The organism is Salinarimonas sp. (assembly GCF_046292825.1).
GTDB lineage: Bacteria > Pseudomonadota > Alphaproteobacteria > Rhizobiales > Beijerinckiaceae > Salinarimonas.
The window spans coordinates 71972-91964 of sequence record NZ_JBKBQG010000005.1; the positions used below are offsets into that span (position 1 = coordinate 71972).

General features: G+C 71.1%; 23 protein-coding genes. 15 read left to right on the forward strand and 8 right to left on the reverse strand.

Features of this window, described 5'->3' with window-relative positions:
• Positions 1–183 precede the first annotated feature (183 nt).
• Positions 184–1812: a sensor histidine kinase gene (locus ACK4UM_RS04390; protein WP_409796173.1), complete on the forward strand. Its 1629-nt coding sequence runs from the start codon at positions 184–186 to the stop codon at positions 1810–1812.
• Positions 1813–1853: 41 nt separating this feature from the next.
• Positions 1854–2516 carry a haloacid dehalogenase type II gene (locus tag ACK4UM_RS04395; protein ID WP_409796176.1) on the forward strand — a complete coding sequence of 221 codons (663 nt, stop codon included), beginning with the start codon at positions 1854–1856 and terminating at the stop codon, positions 2514–2516.
• 40 nt (positions 2517–2556) lie between these two features.
• Here the strand turns inward: ACK4UM_RS04395 and ACK4UM_RS04400 are convergent, their stop codons facing one another.
• A complete protein-coding gene (locus ACK4UM_RS04400) occupies positions 2557–2790 on the reverse strand; it encodes a hypothetical protein (RefSeq protein ID WP_409796179.1) in 234 nt (77 codons plus the stop codon).
• 208 nt (positions 2791–2998) lie between these two features.
• On the opposite strand from ACK4UM_RS04400, the gene ACK4UM_RS04405 reads away from it, so the two are divergent.
• The gene (locus ACK4UM_RS04405; protein WP_409796182.1) at positions 2999–3901 is read left to right on the forward strand and encodes a DUF2865 domain-containing protein; all 903 of its coding nucleotides are present in this window, start codon (positions 2999–3001) and stop codon (positions 3899–3901) included.
• Positions 3902–4054: 153 nt separating this feature from the next.
• Complete coding sequence (locus tag ACK4UM_RS04410; RefSeq protein WP_409796184.1) at positions 4055–4288, forward strand: hypothetical protein; 234 nt, start codon at positions 4055–4057, stop codon at positions 4286–4288.
• Between the two features lie 19 nt (positions 4289–4307).
• Here ACK4UM_RS04410 and ACK4UM_RS04415 read toward each other — a convergent pair whose 3' ends face one another.
• Together ACK4UM_RS04415 and ACK4UM_RS04420 are read right to left on the reverse strand one after the other, a co-directional pair.
• Positions 4308–5054: a YebC/PmpR family DNA-binding transcriptional regulator gene (locus tag ACK4UM_RS04415; protein WP_409796187.1), complete on the reverse strand. Its 747-nt coding sequence runs from the start codon at positions 5052–5054 to the stop codon at positions 4308–4310.
• 130 nt (positions 5055–5184) lie between these two features.
• Positions 5185–6663, reverse strand: coding sequence for a protein adenylyltransferase SelO (locus tag ACK4UM_RS04420; protein WP_409796189.1), 1479 nt, complete (start codon positions 6661–6663; stop codon positions 5185–5187).
• Between the two features lie 355 nt (positions 6664–7018).
• Between ACK4UM_RS04420 and ACK4UM_RS04425 the strand changes: the two genes are divergently transcribed.
• Together ACK4UM_RS04425 and ACK4UM_RS04430 are read left to right on the forward strand one after the other, a co-directional pair.
• Positions 7019–7489, forward strand: coding sequence for a DUF421 domain-containing protein (locus ACK4UM_RS04425; RefSeq protein WP_409796430.1), 471 nt, complete (start codon positions 7019–7021; stop codon positions 7487–7489).
• 21 nt (positions 7490–7510) lie between these two features.
• Positions 7511–8332, forward strand: coding sequence for an ion transporter (locus ACK4UM_RS04430; protein WP_409796191.1), 822 nt, complete (start codon positions 7511–7513; stop codon positions 8330–8332).
• Here the strand turns inward: ACK4UM_RS04430 and ACK4UM_RS04435 are convergent.
• On the reverse strand, positions 8325–8642 hold the full coding sequence (locus ACK4UM_RS04435) for a DUF6916 family protein (protein ID WP_409796194.1): 318 nt from the start codon (positions 8640–8642) through the stop codon (positions 8325–8327). The two genes, ACK4UM_RS04430 and ACK4UM_RS04435, sit on opposite strands and share 8 nt — an antisense overlap.
• A gap of 193 nt (positions 8643–8835) precedes the next feature.
• Between ACK4UM_RS04435 and rpoZ the strand changes: the two genes are divergently transcribed.
• The 9 genes from rpoZ (at position 8836) to flaF (ending at position 17291) form a co-directional block, all read left to right on the forward strand.
• The gene (gene rpoZ / locus ACK4UM_RS04440; protein WP_409796197.1) at positions 8836–9228 is read left to right on the forward strand and encodes a DNA-directed RNA polymerase subunit omega; all 393 of its coding nucleotides are present in this window, start codon (positions 8836–8838) and stop codon (positions 9226–9228) included.
• A 206-nt stretch (positions 9229–9434) separates the two neighbouring features.
• Positions 9435–10445 carry a Gfo/Idh/MocA family protein gene (locus ACK4UM_RS04445; protein WP_409796200.1) on the forward strand — a complete coding sequence of 337 codons (1011 nt, stop codon included), beginning with the start codon at positions 9435–9437 and terminating at the stop codon, positions 10443–10445.
• 85 nt (positions 10446–10530) lie between these two features.
• The gene (locus tag ACK4UM_RS04450) at positions 10531–11658 is read left to right on the forward strand and encodes a DegT/DnrJ/EryC1/StrS family aminotransferase (RefSeq protein WP_409796203.1); all 1128 of its coding nucleotides are present in this window, start codon (positions 10531–10533) and stop codon (positions 11656–11658) included.
• A gap of 124 nt (positions 11659–11782) precedes the next feature.
• Entirely contained in the window at positions 11783–12640 is an 858-nt protein-coding gene (locus tag ACK4UM_RS04455) for a flagellin (protein WP_409796206.1), read from the forward strand.
• A gap of 34 nt (positions 12641–12674) precedes the next feature.
• Complete coding sequence (locus tag ACK4UM_RS04460) at positions 12675–14096, forward strand: GlcNAc-transferase family protein (RefSeq protein ID WP_409796209.1); 1422 nt, start codon at positions 12675–12677, stop codon at positions 14094–14096.
• A gap of 25 nt (positions 14097–14121) precedes the next feature.
• The gene (locus ACK4UM_RS04465) at positions 14122–15327 is read left to right on the forward strand and encodes a glycosyltransferase family 2 protein (protein ID WP_409796212.1); all 1206 of its coding nucleotides are present in this window, start codon (positions 14122–14124) and stop codon (positions 15325–15327) included.
• 141 nt (positions 15328–15468) lie between these two features.
• Positions 15469–16320 (forward strand): flagellin, encoded by an 852-nt coding sequence (locus ACK4UM_RS04470; protein WP_409796215.1) that lies wholly within the window; start codon positions 15469–15471, stop codon positions 16318–16320.
• A gap of 131 nt (positions 16321–16451) precedes the next feature.
• Positions 16452–16850, forward strand: coding sequence for a flagellar biosynthesis repressor FlbT (locus tag ACK4UM_RS04475; RefSeq protein WP_409796218.1), 399 nt, complete (start codon positions 16452–16454; stop codon positions 16848–16850).
• Positions 16851–16922: 72 nt separating this feature from the next.
• Positions 16923–17291 (forward strand): flagellar biosynthesis regulator FlaF, encoded by a 369-nt coding sequence (flaF, locus tag ACK4UM_RS04480; protein WP_409796221.1) that lies wholly within the window; start codon positions 16923–16925, stop codon positions 17289–17291.
• Positions 17292–17306: 15 nt separating this feature from the next.
• On the opposite strand, the gene ACK4UM_RS04485 is transcribed toward flaF, so the two are convergent.
• The 4 genes from ACK4UM_RS04485 to ACK4UM_RS04500 form a co-directional block, all read right to left on the reverse strand.
• Positions 17307–17669, reverse strand: coding sequence for a hypothetical protein (locus ACK4UM_RS04485; protein ID WP_409796224.1), 363 nt, complete (start codon positions 17667–17669; stop codon positions 17307–17309).
• Between the two features lie 145 nt (positions 17670–17814).
• Positions 17815–18297 (reverse strand): hypothetical protein, encoded by a 483-nt coding sequence (locus tag ACK4UM_RS04490; protein WP_409796227.1) that lies wholly within the window; start codon positions 18295–18297, stop codon positions 17815–17817.
• A gap of 1 nt (position 18298) precedes the next feature.
• On the reverse strand, positions 18299–18634 hold the full coding sequence (locus tag ACK4UM_RS04495) for a rod-binding protein (protein ID WP_409796229.1): 336 nt from the start codon (positions 18632–18634) through the stop codon (positions 18299–18301).
• Positions 18634–19794, reverse strand: coding sequence for a flagellar basal body P-ring protein FlgI (locus tag ACK4UM_RS04500; RefSeq protein WP_409796432.1), 1161 nt, complete (start codon positions 19792–19794; stop codon positions 18634–18636). Before ACK4UM_RS04500 ends, ACK4UM_RS04495 begins: the two co-directional genes overlap by 1 nt.
• Positions 19795–19993 lie beyond the last annotated feature (199 nt).

Sequence of the window (19993 nt, forward strand, 5' to 3'; positions counted from 1 at the left end):
ATCCGCGACGACAGGTGCCGCCGACCGGCGCAAATCACTGACGCACAACGCTCTTCCGGAACCGGAGCGGATGACGCGCGTTTATCCGAGCGGCTCCGTGCGCCTGTGCGCGGCGGCCGCGGCCGGCTTGCGGCTTTCGAGGCCCCGCTCGGTCGAAGCAACCGCGCGGTGGCGACACGGAGTATGCTGAGACGTCTCGACGAGAGTGCCCTGGCGACCGGCAACCGGCGGTCGATCTTCTCGCGCGTGCTCGGGCCGTTCATCGGGCGCGCCGGCGAGCGCGTCGCGCTGCCTTACTTCATCCTCGCCGCGATCCTCGTTCCGATCGCCGTCTTCGCGCTCGCCGTCGCGGGGGATCGCAGCGCCGTCGAGGCTGAGGCGCGCGATCGCCTCGTCCTGATGCGCGACGCCGTCGCCGAGCACGCCGAGCGCGTCTTCCAGGCTCATCGCTTCGTCGCCTTCGCGATCCAGGACCGCATCGCCGCGATGGATTGGGACGAGATCGCCGCCTCGTCCGACCTCCAGGCATTCCTCGGCCGCATCGAGCAGGGTTTCCCCGAGGTCCACGCGATCTGGCTCGTTGACGGGCAGGGCACCCTGCGCGCCTCGAGCCGCGGCAGCGGAATCGGCATGGATCTCTCCGAGAGGCCCTGGTTCGTCCGCGCCCGCGAGGCGGGGCCGCCCGTCGTGATCGGCGCGGTGCAGCGCGGGGTCATCCACGACGACGTCTTCTTCAGCGTGACGCTGCCGCGGGCGCCCGCCGACGCGCCGTTCGACGGCGTCGTGCGCATCTCCATCTCGCCGGCCTATTTCACCGATTTCTACGCCAGCGCGTATCCCGACGACGACCTCATCGCGATCGTCCACGAGGACGGCGCGGTGCTCGTCGCCTATCCGCCGGAGGCGGGCCTGCCGGAGCGGATCGAGGCGACCTCGCCGGGGCTCGCGCTCGCGCGCATGCACGACAGCCTCGTCTTCGAAGGCAAGAGCGGCTTCGACGGCGTCTCGCGCATCCACGCCTTCACCCGGCTCGCGGACCTGCCCCTGATCGCGGCCGTGGCGGCGAGCCGGACGGAGATCGACACCGTCTGGCAGCGGCGCGCGCTCGGCTTCGCGGCCTATTTCGTGCCCGCCTTCGTGGCGCTGCTCCTGCTCGGCTCGCTCGCCTGGCGCAGCCATCGCGAGCTCGAGGAGACGGTGGCGCTGCGCACGAACGCGCTCTCCCAGGCCGTCGCGGAGAAGGACCAGCTCCTCAAGGAGGTCCACCACCGCGTCAAGAACAACATGCAGATCGTCTCGAGCCTGATCCGCATGCAGGAGCGGCTCGGCGGCTCGACCGAGGACACGGTGCGCCGGGTCCAGGCGATGGCGCTCGTCCACGACCTCGTCTACAGCCACGGCGAGTTCGCGAGCGTCAATCTCGGCGCCTATGCGCGGCGCCTGTGCGAGACGCTCGCGCTCGCGAGCGACCAGCGCAACGGGTTCGACCTCGATCTCGACCACGTGGCCGTGACGCTCGACCGCGCGATGCCCTTCGCCCTGATCCTCACCGAGGTCGTCACCGCGGCGCTCCCGCAGGCGGGGCAGGAGGGGCGGCTCGCGATCGGCCTGCGGCGCGTCGAGGGGCGCGCGGTGCTCACGCTCGCATGCGGCTCCGGGCGGGATCGCCCGCGCCCGGACGGGTTCGGCATGAAGCTCGTCGACAGCCTCGCGGTCCAGCTCGGCGCCCGCATCGCCTTCGCCCCGCGCGAGGGCGTCGCCTTCGAGATGGACTTCCCGCTGGACGACCCGATGCATCCCGGTGCAGCCTGATCGCGACGCCTCGCGAGGCGAGCGGAGGGGAGGAAGCCGCCATGTCGCTGCCGCGCGCGCCGATCGTCGTGTTCGACGCGTTCGGCACGCTGCTCGACGTCCATTCCGCCGTGGCCCGCCTCGCCGACCGCGTTGGCCCCGAAGCGGCACGGCTGTCGGAGATCTGGCGCGCGAAGCAGCTCGAATATTCGTGGACGCGCGCGCTGATGGGCCGCACCGCGCCGTTCTGGCACCTCACCGAGGCGGCGCTCGATCATGCGCTCGCGCGCTGTCCGCAGGTCGACGCGGCGCTTCGGCCGGACCTGCTCGCCGCCTATCGCCGCCTCGAAGCCTATCCGGACGTGCCGGCGACGCTCGCGCGCCTCTCCGCGCGCGGGGCACGCACCGCGATCCTCTCGAACGGCGATCCGGCCATGCTCGCCGACGCCGTCGAGGCGGCCGGCCTCGCCGCTTCGCTCGACGCCGTGATCTCGGTGGAGGAGGCGGGGACCTTCAAGACGCATCCGGACGCCTATGCGCCGATCCTGCGTCGCTTCGCCTGCGCGCCCGGCGACGTCCTGTTCGTGTCCTCGAACCGGTGGGACGTCGCGGGGGCGACCGCCTTCGGCCTCGCCTGCGCCTGGGTGAACCGCGCGGGGCTCCCCGACGAATATCCCGATCTCCCCCCGCGCGCGACGATTCCCGATCTCTCCGGCGTGCCGTGAGGCTGCGCCGCGCACGACGGGACAACGCGGGGCCGCGCCCTCAGGCCGCGCGCTTGCGGCGGCCGTTGGCGATCATCGCGCGCGCGATCAGCCAGCTCGCGGGGATCGCGAGAACCAGCCCGACGAAGAACGCGGCGACGAGCGGCGTCGCCGTGTAGATCGCCATGTCGGCCACGAGGATCGCGAGGACGAGCGTCCCGGCGATCACCGGCGCGACGAAGACGAAGACGATGGCGGCATATTTGAGCACGTCGGCCTCCTGGCACGGGAGCATTGCGTCGAGCTCCTCAATGGCGGGGGACCGGCTCTTCTGTCCTTGAGGGAGATCAAGCCCGGCCCCGTTAACCGAAAAGCGCAATGATCCGTTGAGGTTACCGCGCGAATCGAGCGCCTGCCCCCCCTCTCGGAAACAGCCGCGCAACCGTCGGCATGGAATCGATCGCCCGTCGCGGACGACGCGACCGATCACGGGTGACGGGGACATGACGGGACGGATCGTGACGCAGGCCACGGGCGCGGACGCGCGCGTCGGCCGCAGGTCGCATCGCGGGCGCGTGCTCGGGCTCGCGCTCGCCATAGGGCTGTCGGCGGGCGTCTCCGCGAGCGGCGCCGCGACCGCGGCGGACGAGCCGGTGCGGGTCGCGGATCTCGGCGGCGGCTTCATCGAATTCCTGTTCGGCGGCGCGCGCGGCCGAGCCACCGAGGCGCCCGTCGTCGAAGCGCCCCGTCCGGCCCGCCCCGCCACCCGCTCCGATCCGCGACCGGCCGCGCCCGCCGCACCCGCGGCGCGCCAGCCCGCGGCCCCGGCGCAGAGTGCCGGCGGCGGCGGCGGCGCAATCGGGCTCGCCTTCTGCGTGCGCACCTGCGACGGCTTCGGCTTTCCCGTCGGCGCCCTGCGCAGCCGCGCGGACGCGAGCGCCCATCGCGCCGCCTGCGTCGCGGCCTGTCCGGGCGCGGCGACGCGGCTCTTCGTCGGGAACCAGGCCGGCGGCTTCACCCAGGCGCGCGCCTTCGACGACGGCACGCCCTACGCGGCGCTCGAAAACGCGTTCCGCAATCGCCGGGAGCGGGTGCCCGACTGCACCTGCCAGGCGCCCGATCCGAGAGCGGCCCGCCTCGCGGCGCTCGCCGCCGACGTGACGCTGCGGCGCGGCGACCTCGTCGCGACGACGGACGGCGTGCTCGTCTTCGACGGCCGCGGCCGGCTCGAGGAGCTCGACGCCTCCGGCGCCGCGAGCCAACCCCTGCGCCGCCTCGCCGATCGCAAGCTCGGGCTGTCCCTGCGCGCGACGAAGCTCGAACGCTGGATGCGCGAGCGACCGCAGGCGCGCGTCGACGCCTCCCTGCCGGAGGAGACGTCCGAGCAGCTCGCCCTCGCGCCCTAGCGCATCGGCCGGCGCGTGGTCGGGCGCGTGCCGCCCGCCCGCTCTCGCATTTTCGTGACCCGGGCCCCAATTCCGCCGCTTTTCCGCCCTCGCAGGGCCGCGGCGCTTGCGCTGAGTGGTACTAGGTCCACTCGGGTGATTCGCAGCACGGCCATGCAACCGGACGCTTCCCGCTTCTGCCTCCACGCGATCGTGCTCGCGGTCCTCGCTCTGTCGGCGGGGATCGTGGTGACGGTCGACGCCATCGCGGCGAGCGCCTCGTTCCGCTGCGCGCCCGCGATCGTGCTGCAGATGGACGCCTCCGCCTGCCTCGCGCTGCCGAGCGTGACCGTCGCGCCGATCGCGGTCCCGCCGCTCTCGATGCCTCAGGTCTACCCGCCTCTCTGACGCGATCGCCGCCGGCGCCTCACGAAGCGAGGCGCTGCATCAGCTCGTCGGACAATTCGAAATTGGCGTAGACGTTCTGCACGTCGTCGTGGTCCTCGAGCGTCTCCATCAGCTTCATCAGCTTCTCGCCGGTCTCGTCGTCGACGGCGACCGGCGTCTGCGCCTTCCAGACGAGGGCGGACTTGCGCGCCTCGCCGAAGCGCTCCTCGAGCGCCTTCGTCACTTCCGCGAGCGCGGTGTCGGCGCAATAGACCTCGTGGCCGCTCTCCGAGGAGACCACGTCGTCGGCGCCCGCCTCGATCGCGCCCTCGAGCATCGCGTCGGCATCGGCCGCGGACGCGTCGTACTCGACGAGGCCGAGCCGATCGAACATGAAGGCGACCGCCCCCGTCTCGGCGAGGTTGCCGCCGGCCTTGGTGAAGAAGGAGCGGATGTCGGAGGCCGTGCGGTTGCGGTTGTCGGTCATCGCCTCGATGATGATCGCGGCGCCGCCGGGGCCGTAGCCCTCGTAGCGGATCTCCTCGTAGTTCTCCGCGTCGCCGCCCTGCGACTTCTTGATCGCCCGCTCGATGTTGTCTTTCGGCATGTTCTCGGCGCGGGCGGCGAGGATCGCGGCGCGCAGGCGCGGGTTCATCGCCGGGTCGGGCACGCCCATCTTGGCCGAGACGGTGATCTCGCGGGCGAGCTTGGAGAACAGCTTCGAGCGCTGCGCGTCCTGCCGCCCCTTGCGGTGCATGATGTTCTTGAACTGACTGTGTCCGGCCATCGAGGGCTCCGTCCTGCGGCGCGCGCGAGGGAAAGCGAGGGCGGCGCTCCGCGCGCGAATGGGTCGCGTGATGTCGGGCTCGGATATAGGCCGGGAGACGGGGGCTTGCCAAGCCTGGTGGCGTGCCGCCTCACGTCCCGCAGAAGGTCTGCAGCACCCGCTCCTCGGGCTGCGGCGGGGCCGTCAGGTGCGCGAAGCGGGGATCGTCCTCGTAGGGATTCTCCAGCGCGGCGTGGAGTTCCTCGAAGGGGCCGAGATCGCCGCGCTCGACGATCGCCGCGATCGCCGCCTCGACGCGGTGGTTGCGCGGGATGAGGGCTGGATTGACGGCGCGCATCGCCGCCGCCCGCGCCGCCGGATCGCCGCCCTCGGCCTCGAGCCGCGCGCGCCAGAGGGGCAGCCATTCGAAGAGCGCCGTCGTATCGGAAAAGAGCGTCGTCAGCGCTTCCTCGCGGCTCGGATCCTCGGCGAGCGCGCACAAGGCGCGGAAGGTGTTGGTGAAATCCGCCCCTCCCCGCACCATCGCCGTCAGCAGCCCCTGGGCGAGCGCGAGATCGTCCTCCTGCGCGCGCGCGAGCCCGAGCTTACCGCGCAATTCGCGCAAATACGCCTCGTTGAAGGCCGGCCCGTAGACCGCGAGCGCCTCCTCCGCGGCGGCGACCTGCGCCTCCTCGCCGTCGCCGAGGAGCGGCAGCATGGCTTCCGCAAGGCGGGTGAGGTTCCACAAGGCGATGCGCGGCTGGTTCGCGTAGGCGTAGCGGCCGTGCGCGTCGATCGAGGAGAACACGGTCGCGGGGTCGTAGGCATCCATGAAGGCGCAGGGGCCGTAATCGATGGTCTCGCCCACGATCGAGGTGTTGTCGGTGTTCATCACGCCGTGGATGAAGCCGATGCCGAGCCAGCGCGCGACGAGGCGCGCCTGACGGCGGGCGATCTCTTCGAGGAGCGCGGCGTAGGGGCGCTCGGGCCCCGCGAGATCGGGATAATGGCGCGCGATCACGTGGTCGGCGAGCGTTCGCACCCCGTCCACGTCCTCGCGCGCGGCGAAATACTGGAAGGTGCCGACGCGGATGTGGCTCTGCGCGACGCGCGCCAGCACGGCGCCGGGCAGGACCGTCTCGCGATGGACGGGCTCGCCGGTGAAGGCGGCGGCGAGCGCGCGGGTCGTCGGCACGCCGAGCGCCGCCATGGCTTCGCTGACCAGATATTCGCGGATCACGGGTCCCACCGCCGCGCGTCCGTCCCCGCGCCGCGAGAAGGGCGTGCGGCCGGCGCCCTTCAATTGGATGTCGCGGCGCACGCCGTCGCGACCGACGACCTCGCCGAGGAGGATCGCGCGCCCGTCGCCCAATTGCGGGACGAAGCCGCCGAACTGGTGGCCGGCATAGGCGGTCGCGATCGGCTCGGCGCCCTCGGGCAGCGCGTTGCCGGAAAAGAGCGCCGCGCCCGCCTCCCCCGCGAGCGCGTCCGGGTCGAGGCCGAGCGCTTCCGCGAGCGGCCGGTTGAGGCGGATCAGCCGCGGCGCGCGCACCGGCGTCGGCGGCACGCGGGCGAAGAAGCGCTCGGGCAGGCGGGCATAGGAATTGTCGAAGGGGATGGCGGGGGTCACGCGCGCGCTCCGGCTGGCCTCTGGCTCTGGACGATGGGTGCCCGCGCTGCGCGATTCAAGCCTCGCCCGGCCTGGGCGAGCGGCGTCGGAGCGCGGAACCGGGGAGCGCCGGGCCCGTTCGACTCACCGAGGAGGTGCCCCGATCCCGTGTTCGTCTTCTTCTCCAGCCGCCTCGGCTGCCTCGGCTCGATCGTCGTCTCGGCGATCGCGACGCTCGTCCTCCTCGCCGTCCTGGGCGTGCTCTGATCCCGGGGCGCGTCGGCGCGGCACGCCGCGCTTCGGAACGGCCGCCAAGCCTCTCCGTTGATCGCGGGCGAGACCACGAGGAGAGCCGCCCGTGTCCTTCGAGGAGCCCATCCTGTTCGACAGCATCGCGAGCCTCGTGCGCATCGCGATCGTCGGCACCTGCGCCTATGTGGCGCTCGTCGTCATGCTGCGCGCCTCCGGCAAGCGCACCCTGTCGAAGATGAACGCCTTCGACTTCATCGTGACGGTCGCGCTCGGCTCGACCCTCGCGGCGGTGATCGTCGATCGCGACGTGCCGCTCGCCGACGGGGTCGCGGCGCTCGCGCTCCTCGTCTACCTGCAATACGCGATCACCTGGGCCGCCGTGCGCTTCCCGCGCGTGCAGGCGCTGCTCAAGAGCGAGCCGACGCTCCTCGTCCACGACGGCCGCTATCTCGACGCGGCGATGCGCCGGCAGCGGGTGACGCGCGAGGAGATCGCCGCGTCCCTGCGCCAGCACGGCCACGAGGACATCGCGCGCGTCGCCTGCGTGGTGCTCGAGACGGACGGGTCGCTCTCCTTCGTGATGCGACCGGGTTGAGGGCGGGTTGAGGAGGGTCCCATGGCGGAGCGCGAGCGGGAGATCCCGGACGACGAGCTCGAGGAGGAGCCCGACGAGGAAGAGCGCTGGCGGGTGCTCGGCCAGCTCGAGGAATGGCTCGAGCGGCCGATGCTCGTGCTCTCCTTCCTGTGGCTGTGCCTCGTCCTCGTCGAGCTGATCTGGACGACGTCGGGGGTGTTCGAGTTCCTCGGCACGCTGATCTGGATCGTGTTCGTGCTCGAGTTCGCCCTGCGCTTCGCGCTCGCCCCGCGCAAGGGACGTTTCCTGCGGCGCAACCCGATCACCATCGTCGCGCTCGCGGCCCCCGCCTTCCGCTTCCTGCACGCGCTGCGCTTCCTGAGGCTCGCGCGGGGCCTGCGCTTCGTGCGGCTCGTGCGCATCGTCGGCACGGCCAATCGCGGGCTGACCGCCCTGCGCCATTCCTTCGAGCGACGGGGCCTCGGCTACGTGCTCGTCGCGACGACCCTCGTCGTGCTCCTGGGCGCCGGCGGCATGCTCGCCTTCGAGCCCGCCCGCGAGGTCGAGGGCGGCTTCACGGGCTATTGGGACGCGCTCTGGTGGACGGCGATGATCGTCACCACGATGGGCTCGGGCTTCTGGCCGGCGACGCCGGAGGGCCGGGCGCTCGCGCTCCTCCTGTCGCTCTACGGCTTCGCGATCTTCGGCTACATCACCGCGAGCTTCGCGAGCTTCTTCATCGGCCAGGAAGCCAGCGATCCGGAGGGCGAGGTCGGCGGCTCGCGGGAGATCTCGGCTCTGCGCGAGGAGATCGCCGCCCTGCGCGCCGAGCTCAAGCAGGGCCGCGGCGACGGCCTCAATTGAACACCGCCTCGTAGATGCGCACCTCCTTGAGCTTGTCGAGATCCTGCGCGGGAGGCACGACGGGCGTGATGAACACCCCCTCCATCAGCCCCTTCTTGGGGTGGCGGATGTTGTACATCTGGTTGGCGAGCGAGGGGTCCTTGGGCGCCACGAACAGGATCGCGAAGCCGCGCCGACGCGCCGGCATGGCCGGATAGGGCGAGAGCCGCGCGTCGAGCAGCGTCATCTCGACCCGTCCGCCGATGCCCTCGAGCACGAAGGTCTTGCCCTTCTCGTCCTTGAAATCCTCGTAGGTCAGCTGATCGAGCATTGCGCCACCCCCCTGAGATGCAGGCGATCCTTGATAGCGGCGATTCGGCCATGCGCGAAGGCCCTCGCCGCGGATTCGCGGGTCTCGCTCGCGGTTTTCCCGCGCCGCCGACCCTCTTGCGCCGCGGGCCCGGAGGCTGTAAGGCTCCGCGCTCACCGTTCTCCGTCCATGATCCAGCCGAAGGGAGCCGCCCATGGCTCGCGTCACCGTCGAGGACTGCATCGACAAGGTCGACAACCGCTTCGAGCTCGTGCTGCTCGCGAGCCACCGCGCGCGCATGATCTCGTCCGGCGCCCCGCTGACCGTCGACCGCGACCGCGACAAGAACCCGGTCGTGGCCTTGCGCGAGATCGCCGACGAGACGGTCCGCCCCGATGATCTGCGCGAGCAGCTCATCCACTCGATGCAGCGCTACGTCGAGGTCGACGAGCCCGAGGCCGAGACCGTGCCGATGATCGGCGCGCCCGCGCCCGAGGGCGGCTCGGACGACGGCGAGATCCAGTTCGACCGGATGAGCGAGGAGGACCTCCTGCGCGGCCTCGAGGGCCTGCAGCCTCCCGTCGCGAGCGACGACGACGAGGGCTGAGCGCAAGCCGAGCCCGGTCGGTCGCCACGATCGCCGAGCCCCGCGCGCTCCCGCCCGCGGGGCTTCTTCTTTTGCCGCGACGCCGACGGGCTGCGGCGCTTCGGAAGCGCGCGGGCCGCCCCTATGGCACCGGCGGTGAAGATGCGCTAAAGGCGTCTGTCGTCACGTCGGCGGGGCTCCCCGTCGGCGCGGTGTGGAAAGGTACCATGAACGAACTCGCCACGAAGCCGCGCGTCGCCGTCATCGGCTGCGGAGCCTGGGGACGCAACCTCGCGCGCTGCTTCGCGACCCTCGGCGTGCTCGACGCCGTCGTCGATCCCAATCCCCAGGTCCTCGACAGCCTGGTCGCCCTGTTCGGCTGCCGCGCGGCGAGCCTCGACGAGGTGCTCGCCGATCCCGCGATCGAAGCGGTGGCGGTCGCGACCCCGCCCTCCCTGCACCGGCAGGTCGCCGAGGCGGCCTTCGCGGCGGGCAAGCACGTCTATGTCGAGAAGCCGCTGACCCTCGATTATCCCGATGCGCTCGCGGTCGCCGAAGCGGGACGGGCCGCGGGCCGCGTCCTGATGACGGGGCACATCCTCCAATTCCACAACGGCTTTCGCGCGCTCAAGATCCTCGTCGCGGAGGGACGGCTCGGCGAGGTGCGGCGCATCCACGCGACCCGGCTCAATCTCGGCGCGGTGCGCCGCGAGGAGGACGCGCTGTGGTGCCTCGCGCCCCACGACGTCTCGATGACGCTGGCTCTGATGAGCGGCGCGCCCGAGCGGGTCGAGGCCTTCGGCGAGGGTCATCTGCGCCGCGAGACGGCGGACGCCGTCACCATGCGGCTCGGCTTTCCCGGCGGCGCGCAGGCGGTGATCCACGTCTCCTGGCTGCACCCGTTCAAGGAGCACCGGCTGACCGTGATCGGCTCGAAGGCGATGGCCGTGTTCGACGATTGCCTGCCCTGGGACCGCAAGGTGCAGATCTACCCCCATCAGGTCAGCCTCGACGGCGGCGCGCCGACCGTGGTGCGGGCGGAGCCCGTTCCGGTCGAGATCGAGCAGGCCGAACCCCTGATGGCGGAATGCGCCCATTTCCTCGACTGCATCCGCGAGAAGCGCGAGCCGATCACCGGCACGCTGGAGGCGCTCGCGGTGATGGACGTCCTCGCCCGCGCCGCGCGCGCCATGAGCGACGAGGCCGAGGCGCGCGCGCCCAAACGCGCCTCCGCCTGACGCGCGCCCTTCAGCCGAAGCGCCCATCGCCCGAACGCCCTCGCCCGACGATCGCCCCTGCCGCGCCAGCACACCGAAGGATCTCATGTCGGACCCGATCTCCTTCATCGATCTCGCCGCCCAGCGTCGCCGCATCGGACCCGCGCTCGATGCGGCGGTGGCCCGCGTGATGGACCATTGCGGCTTCATCCTCGGCCCCGAGGTCGATCGCCTCGAGGCGGACCTGAAGGCCTTCTGCGGCGCCCGCCACGCGATCTCGTGCGCGAGCGGGACCGACGCGCTCGCTCTCGTCCTGATGGCGAAGGGCGTGCGGCCGGGCCAGGCGGTGCTCGTTCCCGCCTTCACCTTCTGCGCGACCGCGGAAGTGGTCGCCTGGCTCGGCGCGACGCCGGTCTTCGTCGACGTCGAGGAGGAGAGCTTCAACCTCTGCCCGGCGAGCCTCGAACAGGGCATCGCCACCGCCCGCGATCGCGGGCTCCAGCCCGTCGCGGTGATGCCGGTCGATCTCTACGGCCGGCCGGTCGATTACGATCGCATCGAGCCGATCTGCGCCCGCGAGGGCCTGTGGATGCTCACCGACGCCGCCCAGAGCTTCGGCGCCTCCTACAAGGGACGTGCCGTCGGCACGATCGGGCTCGCCACCGCGACGAGCTTCTTTCCCTCGAAGCCGCTCGGCGCCTACGGGGACGCCGGCGCCGTGTTCACCGAGGACGACGCCCTCGCCGAGGCCATGATCTCGCTGCGCATGCACGGGGCCGGCCGCGAGCGCTACGACCACGTGCGAATCGGCATGAACGGCCGCATGGACGCGATGCAGGCGGCGATCCTCGTCGAGAAGCTGAAGGTCTTCGGCGAGGAGATCGCCGCGCGCCGCCGCATCGCCGCGCGCTACGACGCGCTCCTCGCCGGAACGGTGCGCACTCCCGCGATCGACCCGGATGCGCCTTCCGTTTGGGCACAATACACCATCCGCATCCCCGACGGCCGCCGCGATGCCTTCCGCACCGCGCTCCAGCAGGCCGGGGTGCCGACCGCGATCCACTACCCGAAGCCGCTCAACCGGCAGCCCGCCTATGCTCATTATCCGAGCGCCGGCAACGGCTTGCCGGTGTCGGAGCGGCTCGCGGAGGAGGTCGTCAGCCTGCCGATGCACGCCTATCTGGACGAGGCGGTGCAGGACCGAATCGTCGCGGCGATTCGGGCGGCTCTGTGAGGGACGAGCACCGCGGCGGCGCGATTTTCCGCCCGCCGATCGCCGCTTTCGACGGCCCTTAACCCTATCTTCACCAGTTTCGTCAACCTTAACGCCGGGTTTTCCTCGTTGTTGGGGTTCGACGATGTCTCAGGTGTCCCTCTCGGCGGGCATACGCGATACGCTGCTGACGATTCAGCAGACGACGCGGCTCGCCACCCGTTCCGAACAGCGCCTCTCGACGGGCCTGAAAGTCAATTCGGCGATCGACAACGCGCTCGCGTTCTTCACCGCCGCCGGCCTGCGCGACCGCGCGGGCGACCTCGCGGGCCTGCAGGACCGCATGCAGCAGGCGACGCGGACGGTGAAGGCCGCCAACGACGGCATCGAGGGCATGCGCAAGCTGTTCGAGACCGCGCAGGGCCTCGCCAACCAGGCGCTCGCCGAGCAGAACTCGACGACCCGTCAGGCGCTCGCGCAGCAATTCAACGAGATCCTCACCCAGGTCGACACGCTGATGCGCTCGTCGGGCTACGGCGGCGTCAACCTGCTCGAGGGCCAGACGCTGAACGTCAGCTTCGACCCGAACAACACCGCGGCCACCCTGTCGATTCGCGGCAACAACGGCACGTCGATGACCGCGACCAATATCGGCGTCGCGGCGGTCGACACGAACTCCTGGACGAACGCGGCCGGCACCGGCGGCGACACCACCGGCAACGTGGCGATCCAGCAGGCGCTCACCCAGCTCTCCACCGGCATCAGCAATCTGCGCGCCGAGGCGAGCCGACTCGGCGCCAACAACACCGTGATCCAGACGCGCCAGGAATTCACCGAGCGCATGATCGCGACGCTCCGCTCGGGCGCGGACGACTGGACGCTGGCCGACCTCAACGAGGAAGGCGCCAAGCTGACCTCGCTCAACACCCGCAACCAGATCGCCCAGACGGCGCTCGCCCTCGCGGCGCAGCGCGACCAGTCGGTCCTGCGGTTGTTCAGCTGATCGGCGCGGCGCGCCACGACACGGAGCCTGCGGCATGACCCTCGCGCTCGCGCATCCTCTCGCCGACGCCTCGTTGCAGGCTCATTACGAGGCGGCGCGGGCGCTGCGCGCCGCCGACGATCCGGCGGCGGGCGGCGACGAGGATTGGGGTCGCGACCGCATCTTCGTGTCGGTGGCGGCCTTCCGCGATCCGGAATGCCATCGCACGGTCGCGGAGCTGTTCGAGAAGGCCGCGCATCCCGAGCGCATCCATGTCGGTCTGATCTGGCAGCTCGACGCGCAGGCCGACGCGGCCTATCTCGAGCCGCCTTTGCCGCGGCGCGGCCAGATCCGGGAGCTGCGCTTCGATTGGCGCGAGGGCCTCGGCGTCACCTGGGCGCGCTTCCTCGCCCAGGCGCTCTGGCGGGGCGAGGAATACTTCCTCCAGATCGATTCGCACATGAAGTTCGAGGAGGGCTGGGACCGCATCCTCGTGGAGGACCTGCGCGGCCTGCCCTCGCAGAAGCCGATCATCGGCGTCGTGCCCCCGCCTTATCTGACGCCGGGCGACATCGTCTGCGACCTCTATCCCGGCATCCTTCGGCCCGACGCCTTCATCGAGGACGGCACGATCCGCGTGAGCGGCGTCTGGCTCTCCGCGCCGCTCGAGCGTGCGGTGCCGATGCCCTATTTCCTGGCAGGCGGCCTGTTCGCCCCCGCGCGCTTCATCGCGGAAGTGCCCTACGATCCCTATGGCTGCTTCGCGACCGAGGAGATCCTCCACGCGCTGCGGGCCTTCACGCATGGCTGGGACGTGTTCGCCGCCCCGCGCCGCCCTTTCTGGCACCAGTACAAGCGCGACAATCGGATCAAGCGCGGCGAGGGCCGCGATCCGCGCTTCGAGGAGCGCATCGGCGCCTGGACGCGCGCGGCGCTCCTCCGCTACGGACAGCTGACGGGGCAAGGCAAGCTGCCCGACGACGCCCTGCCGCCGGATCTCGACCTGTTCGGGCTCGGCTCGACGCGCACGCTCGGCGCCTTCGAGGCCTTCACGGGCATCGATTTCCGCTTCCGCCGCGTGACGGAGGAAGGCCTTCGGGCGCGCTATCACGAGGACGCGATCGGCGTCGCCGAATTCGTCGTGCCCGGTCTCGACGACGCGACGCGCACGCGGCCCGCCATGGTCGACGAGACCGAGATGCTGCTGCGCGCGGCGCTCTCGCAATGGGAGCCGGAGCGGCTCGCATCCGAGCTGACGGACCTCGTGATCGAGCTCGACCGGCATTCCCGCGCCCGGCGGGGCGAGCCGCCGCACGCGCCGCTGCAGCCCGAGCGCGAGCGGCTCCTCGCCGATTTCCGCCGCTGGGACGCCTATGGGCTCGCCTGCGAGCTCGCGAAGCTCTCCTTCGCGGTCCAACGGCTGAACGAGGCCGAGGGCGCGCAGGAGGAACAGCCCGCGCGCCGCGCCGGCGCGTGACGACGGCTCTGGAAAGGATGGGGCCATGGCACCGGACGTGACGATCCTCGTGCCGACCTTCGAGCGGCCGGTCTATCTCGAGCGCTGCCTGCGCCACCATCTGCGCACGTTCGACGAGGCGGGCATCGATTACGAGATCCTGGTCTGCGACAACGGCGCGGACGAGGCCACGCGCGAGGTGGTCGAGCGCTTCGCGGCGCAGAGCCCGCGCATCCGCACCGTCCGCCACCCGCGAAACCTCGGCGGATTCGGCAACAGCCTCTACGGCCATCGCCACGCGCGCGGCACGATCACCGTGACGGTCGGCGACGACGATCTCCTGATCCCCGAGATCGTGGCGAGCCATCTCGAACGCTTCCGCGCCGATCCCGGGCTCGCCATGATCCAGGCGCCCTGGTTCCTGATGAGCGAGAGCCGCCGCAACGAGATCACCGGGATGGCCTACGAGCTCGCCGAGGAGATCGAGATCGCGCACGGCGATTTCGCTGCGGCGGCGCGCCTGATCCTGTCGCGACGGATCTTCCCGGAAGTGTTCGCGGTTCGCACGAGCCTCGCCTCCGAGATCCTCGACGTGGCCGATCCGGCCGCCTACTACTTCTTCCGCGCCTTCGCCCGGGCCGTCGCGATGGGGCGCGTCCTCTTCGTGCCGACGCCGCATGCGATCGTCGCCTATGCGACGCGCCACGGCCATCACCAGGGCGGCGTCGTCACCGCAGACGGGTGGGACACGTTCCGCGGCGGGCTCGAGCTCCTGCTTGGCGCCGCCCGCGAGCGCGAGCCGGGCGTCGATTGGAGCGCGGAGGTGCGCGCCCTCGAGGAGATCGTGCTCGATCGCCTCGCCTTCGCGATGCGCATCCGCATCGATCAGAGGAAGTGGCACACGGCCTGGCTGATCTATCGCCGGCTCCGCGCCCACGGCATGGACCCGCTCGCGCCGAGCGCCCGCGCCGAACTCGAGTCGCTCGCGGGCATGGAGGCGGCTCTGATCGAGTCGGTGGCCCTCGGATGCGTGGACATCGTCGTCGAGGACCGGGTCTACGCGATGTATCTCAACGTGCTCGACGTCGAGCGCATCGGCGCCCCCTTGTGCTGCCTCTCCGACTGGGGCGGCGAGCGGCGCGGCCGCACCGCCTTCGTCGGCCTCGGCTGGGGGCGCGAGCGCGCCGGGCACGAGGACGATCTCGTCGTCGATCTCGCGGCGGCGATGCGGCGCACGAGCTTCGCGCCCTGACGCGCCGCCGTCGCGGGGCGCGTACGCGAACATCTTTTCACGAAGGATTAGGTACGCTCGCCAACCCGGCGTTTACGGGTGTCGGTCAATCTGATCGCGAGGGCCGAGAACAGGCCTCGACGACCCAGAAGGACGACACCCATGAACATCTCCCTCTCCGCGGGCATCCGCGACACGCTTCTCACCATCCAGCAGACCACCCGCATGTCGCAGCAGGCCGAGCGCCGGCTCGCCACGGGCCTGCGCGTCGGCTCGGCCTCCGAGAACCCGCTCGCGTTCTTCTCCGCGGCGAGCCTTCGCGACCGCGCCGGCGACCTCGCCAACCTGCAGGATCGCATGCAGCAGGCGACCCGCACGGTTCGCGCGGCGAGCGACGGCATCGAGGGCATGCGCAAGCTGTTCGAGACCGCCCAGGGTCTCGCCAACCAGGCGCTCGCCGAGCAGAACTCGACGACCCGTCAGGCGCTCGCGCAGCAATTCAACGACGTGCTCACCCAGGTCGACACGCTGATGCGCTCGTCGGGCTACGGCGGCGTCAACCTGCTCGAGGGTCAGGAGCTGCGCGTCGCCTTCGATCCGCAGAACACGGCGGCCTCGCTGTCGATCCGCGGCAACAACGGCTCGGCGATGACGGCGACCAATATCGGCGTCGCGGCGGTCGACACGAACTCGTGGACGAACGCGGCCGGCACCGGTGGCGACACCTCCGGCAACGCCGCCATCCAGCAGGCGCTCACGCAGCTCTCCACCGGCATCGGCAACCTGCGTGCCGAGGCGAGCCGTCTCGGCGCCAACAACACGATCATCCAGACCCGTCAGGAATTCACGGAGCGGATGATCTCGACGCTGCGCGCCGGCGCCGACGACTGGACGCTCGCCGACCTCAACCAGGAAGGCGCGACGCTCACGGCGCTCAACACCCGCAACCAGATCGCCCAGACGGCGCTCGCGCTCGCCGCGCAGCGCGACCAGTCGGTCCTGCGTCTGTTCTGATCGCTCGCAGGCTCCCACCGAGCCTCGAGACGCGAAACGCGCGCCGCGCTCTTTTACGGAGCGCGGCGCGTGCGCGTTTAAGCGCCCGTTAACCAAGCTCGTTCAAACATCGGGATGCGGAGGAACGGATCATGGCGCTGCGCATCGAGCTCAAGCCCAACGAGCGGATCATCATCGGACGGATCGCGCTCACCAACGGGCCGAGCCGCACGAGCTTCACCGTCGAGGGGCGGGCGCCGATCCTGCGCTGCAAGGACATCATCACGCCCGAACAGGCGGACACCGCCTGCAAGCAGCTCTACCTCCTCGTGGAGCGCGTGTATCTCGAGGAGATCCCCTTCGAGGCCGCGCTCGACCGCTTCCACGCGCTCGCCGAGCAGATCGTCGCCGCCGCGCCCAGCACCAAGCGCTTCCTCGAAGTGATGACCGCCTGCTTCGCCCAGGAGAGCCATTACCGGGCGCTCAAGGTCGGCCGCAAGCTGATCGAATACGAGGCGTCGTTGATCAAGATGTCGAGCGAAGCGGCGTAGTCGACCGCCGCCGACAACGCGCCATTAAACAATCTCGTCAGAGAATACATCGTCGAACTGGAGACGAGTGCAATGCAAAACGCCGCTCAAGCGTACGGCAAGACCGCAAAGACGGTCACCCTCGATCAGCGCGAGCTGGAGGCGGACCTGTTCATGCGCGCGGCCGCGAAGCTGCAGGACGCCGCGCAGGACGTCGCCGACACCGAGCGGCTCGAGGCGGCGCTGGAGTTCAACAAGCGGGTCTGGGCCGTGATGCTGCCGGCCATCGTCGATCCCGAGAACCCGCTGCCGCCGGCGCTGAAGGGCAATCTCGCGAGCCTCGGCGTGTTCGTCTTCCGGCGCATGGACGAGGTCATCGTCGAGCGCAAGGCCGAGGGGCTCTCGATCCTCGTGACCATCAACACCGACATCGCCGCCGGCCTGCGCGGCCGCGCGGCCTGAGATCGCCCCTCGCCCTCAGCGCGAGGGCTCGGTGCCGCGCAGATAGGCGCGCAGATTGAGGAGCGCTTCGGGCGGCGTCTGATCCAAGACCTCGCCCGACACCGCATCGCGCGAGCGCACGACGACCGTGCGCGTCGCCTCGTCGATGTCCGTCTCGCGCCGGATCTGCTGCTGCTGCGCCTCGACGATCGCCCGCTCCTGCTCCGCCCGCTCGCTCAGATCGACGAGCACGGACGCGCTTTCGCGGACCTGCGTGACGGCGTCCGCCGAGGGGAGGTCGGTCTGGGAGACCGGCCGGCTCGGGCCCGCCTGCTCGTTGCGCTGGACCGTGGCGATGGGCACCGCGACCGGCGGCTTGGCGACGTTGCCGAAATCCATGGCTCACCTCCCGTCCTCGGACAGAATCGGCGTCATGGGATCGTCGTAACGCAAGCGCCTGAAGAAACCCTTTCTTAAAACGGTAAACGGGCCGCGGTGCAACCCGCGCGCCCGTGCCCTGCCGCAGCGCCCGACGCGGCGCCGCTCAGAGCGTCTTCGACACCACCAAAGCCGAGCCGGCGGCGGGACGCGGCGCCTGTCCGTAGCCGGAGGGGGCGTAGCCAGAGGGGCGCGAGCCGGAATCGAGCTCGGCGGACAGGGTCCGCACGAGCTGCTCGGAGACGGCGCGCGCGGTGGCGAGCACGATCCGGTTCGTCTCGAGCGTCTGCGCGAAGCCCTCGTGGCGCTGCTTCAGGCGCTCGAGCGCCTCCGGCGCGAGGCGGGCGAGAGCGACCGCGTTCGTCTTGAGCGCCTCGAGCCCCTGGATGTAGCGCGAGGCGAGGGCGGATTTGCGCTCCTCCTCGGCGAGACCCTCGCGGATCTGCCCCGCGCGCACGCGGGCGGTCTCCACCTCGAGCACCTTGCCGAGCTCGGCCATCACGCCGTCGACCTCGGCGACGAGGGCGAGCGCGCCCTCCCGGGTCGCGACCCGTGCCGCCGGCTTCGCGATCGTCTCGTCGGCCCACATGTCAGCCGCCCTCCTGGAGCTTGAGGATCTCGGAATAGACCTGATCGGCGAGGCCGATTCCGCCGCTCTGCGCGATCATGCCCGCATATTCCTTGACGAGCATCGAACGGTAGATCGAGGAACCCGGGCCCGCCTCGCCGAAGAAGCCGCCCTCGCCGGCCGCCTCGAAGACGCGCCCGAGCATGTCCTCGAGCACCATGGTCTCGAAGCTCTGCGCGGTCTCGCGGGCGCGCGCCTCGTCGCGCGGGGCGCGGCCGCCGATCCCGGCGAGGCTCTCCTGCGCGGGCGCGAGGTTCTGGCGGGCGATGGCGGAATAGGAGGAGAGGCCGGGCATCATCACATCACCTCGATCTCGGCCTGGAGCGCGCCCGCCGCCTTGATGGCCTGCAGGATGGCGATGAGGTCGCGCGGGCCGACCCCGAGCGCGTTGAGCCCGTCGACGAGCTCGCGCAGGGACACGCCCGCCTCGACGAGCGCGAGCCGCCGCTCGCCCTCGGTGTCGACCTGCACGGTCGTGCGCGGAACGACCGCGGTCTCCCCGAGCGACAGCGGCTCGGGCTGGGCGACCATCGGCTGCTCGGCGATCGTGACGGTGAGGTTGCCCTGCGCGACCGCGACCGTCGAGACCCGCACGTCGCGTCCCATCACGACGATGCCGGAGCGCTCGTCGATGATCACCCGCGCCGGGATGTCCGGCTCGACGCGCAATTGCTCGATGTCCGTGATCAGGCTGACGATGTTGCCTGGATGACGCTCCGGCACGCGGATCGCGACCGCGGAGGGGTTGAGCGGCTCGGCGATCGGCGCGCCCATGAACTCGTTGATGGCGAGCGCGATCCGTCGCGCGGTCGTGAAATCGGGGTTGCGGAGCGCGAGGCGCAGGCCCCGCTGGAGATCGAGCCGGAACTCGATCTCGCGCTCGATGAGCGCCCCGTTGGCGATCCGTCCCACCGTCGGGACGCCCTGCGTGATCGAGGCCGCCGCACCCTGGGCGGCGAAGCCCGCGATCGCGATCGGACCCTGCGCCACGGCATAGACCTCGCCGTCGGCGCCGAGCAGCGGCGTGACGAGGAGCGTCCCGCCCTGCAGCGAGGACGCATCGCCGAGCGCCGACACCGTCACGTCGAGCCGCGTGCCCTGCGTCGAGAAGGCGGGCAGGTTCGCCGTCACCATCACCGCGGCGACGTTCGCCGTGCGCAGATTGGCGCCGCGCGTGTTGACGCCGAGCCGCTCGAGCATCGCGGTGAGCGACTGGCGCGTGAAGGGCGAGTTGTTGAGCGTGTCGCCGGTGCCGTTAAGGCCGACCACGAGGCCGTATCCGACGAGCTGGTTCTGACGCACGCCCTCGATGTCGGCGAGATCCTTGATGCGCGAGAGCGCCGTCGTCGGCCGCGCGGCATCGGCGGCGGCACCGCTCGCGAGCGGGGGCGCGACCGCGCAGGCGATGGCGAGGGCGATGGCGAGAAGTCGCTGCAGGAGGGCCGCGCGCATCGGGATGTCGTCTCCGTCTCGTGCGGGCACCGGACCGGGCCGCGCGCTCTCCGTTGCGAAGGGCGTGCCAGAGCCGCGCGGCGGGTCGCCATGCCATGGTTCGCAAGGTTTTCGCCGCGCCGATCGCGGCGCGCGCGGCCGAGCGGGGCGCGATCGGAGGGCGCGCGCGCCCGGCAGGATCGCGCCGGCGCGGCAGGATGTGCCG

What these genes read in the sequence shown, in the direction of transcription:
- ACK4UM_RS04390 (WP_409796173.1), top strand. Translation starts at nt 184, where the DNA reads ATGCTGAGACGTCTCGACGAGAGTGCCCTGGCGACCGGCAACCGGCGG.
- ACK4UM_RS04395 (WP_409796176.1), top strand. Translation starts at nt 1,854, where the DNA reads ATGTCGCTGCCGCGCGCGCCGATCGTCGTGTTCGACGCGTTCGGCACG.
- ACK4UM_RS04400 (WP_409796179.1), bottom strand. Translation starts at nt 2,790, where the DNA reads ATGCTCCCGTGCCAGGAGGCCGACGTGCTCAAATATGCCGCCATCGTC.
- ACK4UM_RS04405 (WP_409796182.1), top strand. Translation starts at nt 2,999, where the DNA reads ATGACGGGACGGATCGTGACGCAGGCCACGGGCGCGGACGCGCGCGTC.
- ACK4UM_RS04410 (WP_409796184.1), top strand. Translation starts at nt 4,055, where the DNA reads ATGCAACCGGACGCTTCCCGCTTCTGCCTCCACGCGATCGTGCTCGCG.
- ACK4UM_RS04415 (WP_409796187.1), bottom strand. Translation starts at nt 5,054, where the DNA reads ATGGCCGGACACAGTCAGTTCAAGAACATCATGCACCGCAAGGGGCGG.
- ACK4UM_RS04430 (WP_409796191.1), top strand. Translation starts at nt 7,511, where the DNA reads ATGGCGGAGCGCGAGCGGGAGATCCCGGACGACGAGCTCGAGGAGGAG.
- ACK4UM_RS04435 (WP_409796194.1), bottom strand. Translation starts at nt 8,642, where the DNA reads ATGCTCGATCAGCTGACCTACGAGGATTTCAAGGACGAGAAGGGCAAG.
- rpoZ (WP_409796197.1), top strand. Translation starts at nt 8,836, where the DNA reads ATGGCTCGCGTCACCGTCGAGGACTGCATCGACAAGGTCGACAACCGC.
- ACK4UM_RS04445 (WP_409796200.1), top strand. Translation starts at nt 9,435, where the DNA reads ATGAACGAACTCGCCACGAAGCCGCGCGTCGCCGTCATCGGCTGCGGA.
- ACK4UM_RS04450 (WP_409796203.1), top strand. Translation starts at nt 10,531, where the DNA reads ATGTCGGACCCGATCTCCTTCATCGATCTCGCCGCCCAGCGTCGCCGC.
- ACK4UM_RS04455 (WP_409796206.1), top strand. Translation starts at nt 11,783, where the DNA reads ATGTCTCAGGTGTCCCTCTCGGCGGGCATACGCGATACGCTGCTGACG.
- ACK4UM_RS04460 (WP_409796209.1), top strand. Translation starts at nt 12,675, where the DNA reads ATGACCCTCGCGCTCGCGCATCCTCTCGCCGACGCCTCGTTGCAGGCT.
- ACK4UM_RS04465 (WP_409796212.1), top strand. Translation starts at nt 14,122, where the DNA reads ATGGCACCGGACGTGACGATCCTCGTGCCGACCTTCGAGCGGCCGGTC.
- ACK4UM_RS04470 (WP_409796215.1), top strand. Translation starts at nt 15,469, where the DNA reads ATGAACATCTCCCTCTCCGCGGGCATCCGCGACACGCTTCTCACCATC.
- ACK4UM_RS04475 (WP_409796218.1), top strand. Translation starts at nt 16,452, where the DNA reads ATGGCGCTGCGCATCGAGCTCAAGCCCAACGAGCGGATCATCATCGGA.
- flaF (WP_409796221.1), top strand. Translation starts at nt 16,923, where the DNA reads ATGCAAAACGCCGCTCAAGCGTACGGCAAGACCGCAAAGACGGTCACC.
- ACK4UM_RS04485 (WP_409796224.1), bottom strand. Translation starts at nt 17,669, where the DNA reads ATGGATTTCGGCAACGTCGCCAAGCCGCCGGTCGCGGTGCCCATCGCC.
- ACK4UM_RS04490 (WP_409796227.1), bottom strand. Translation starts at nt 18,297, where the DNA reads ATGTGGGCCGACGAGACGATCGCGAAGCCGGCGGCACGGGTCGCGACC.
- ACK4UM_RS04495 (WP_409796229.1), bottom strand. Translation starts at nt 18,634, where the DNA reads ATGATGCCCGGCCTCTCCTCCTATTCCGCCATCGCCCGCCAGAACCTC.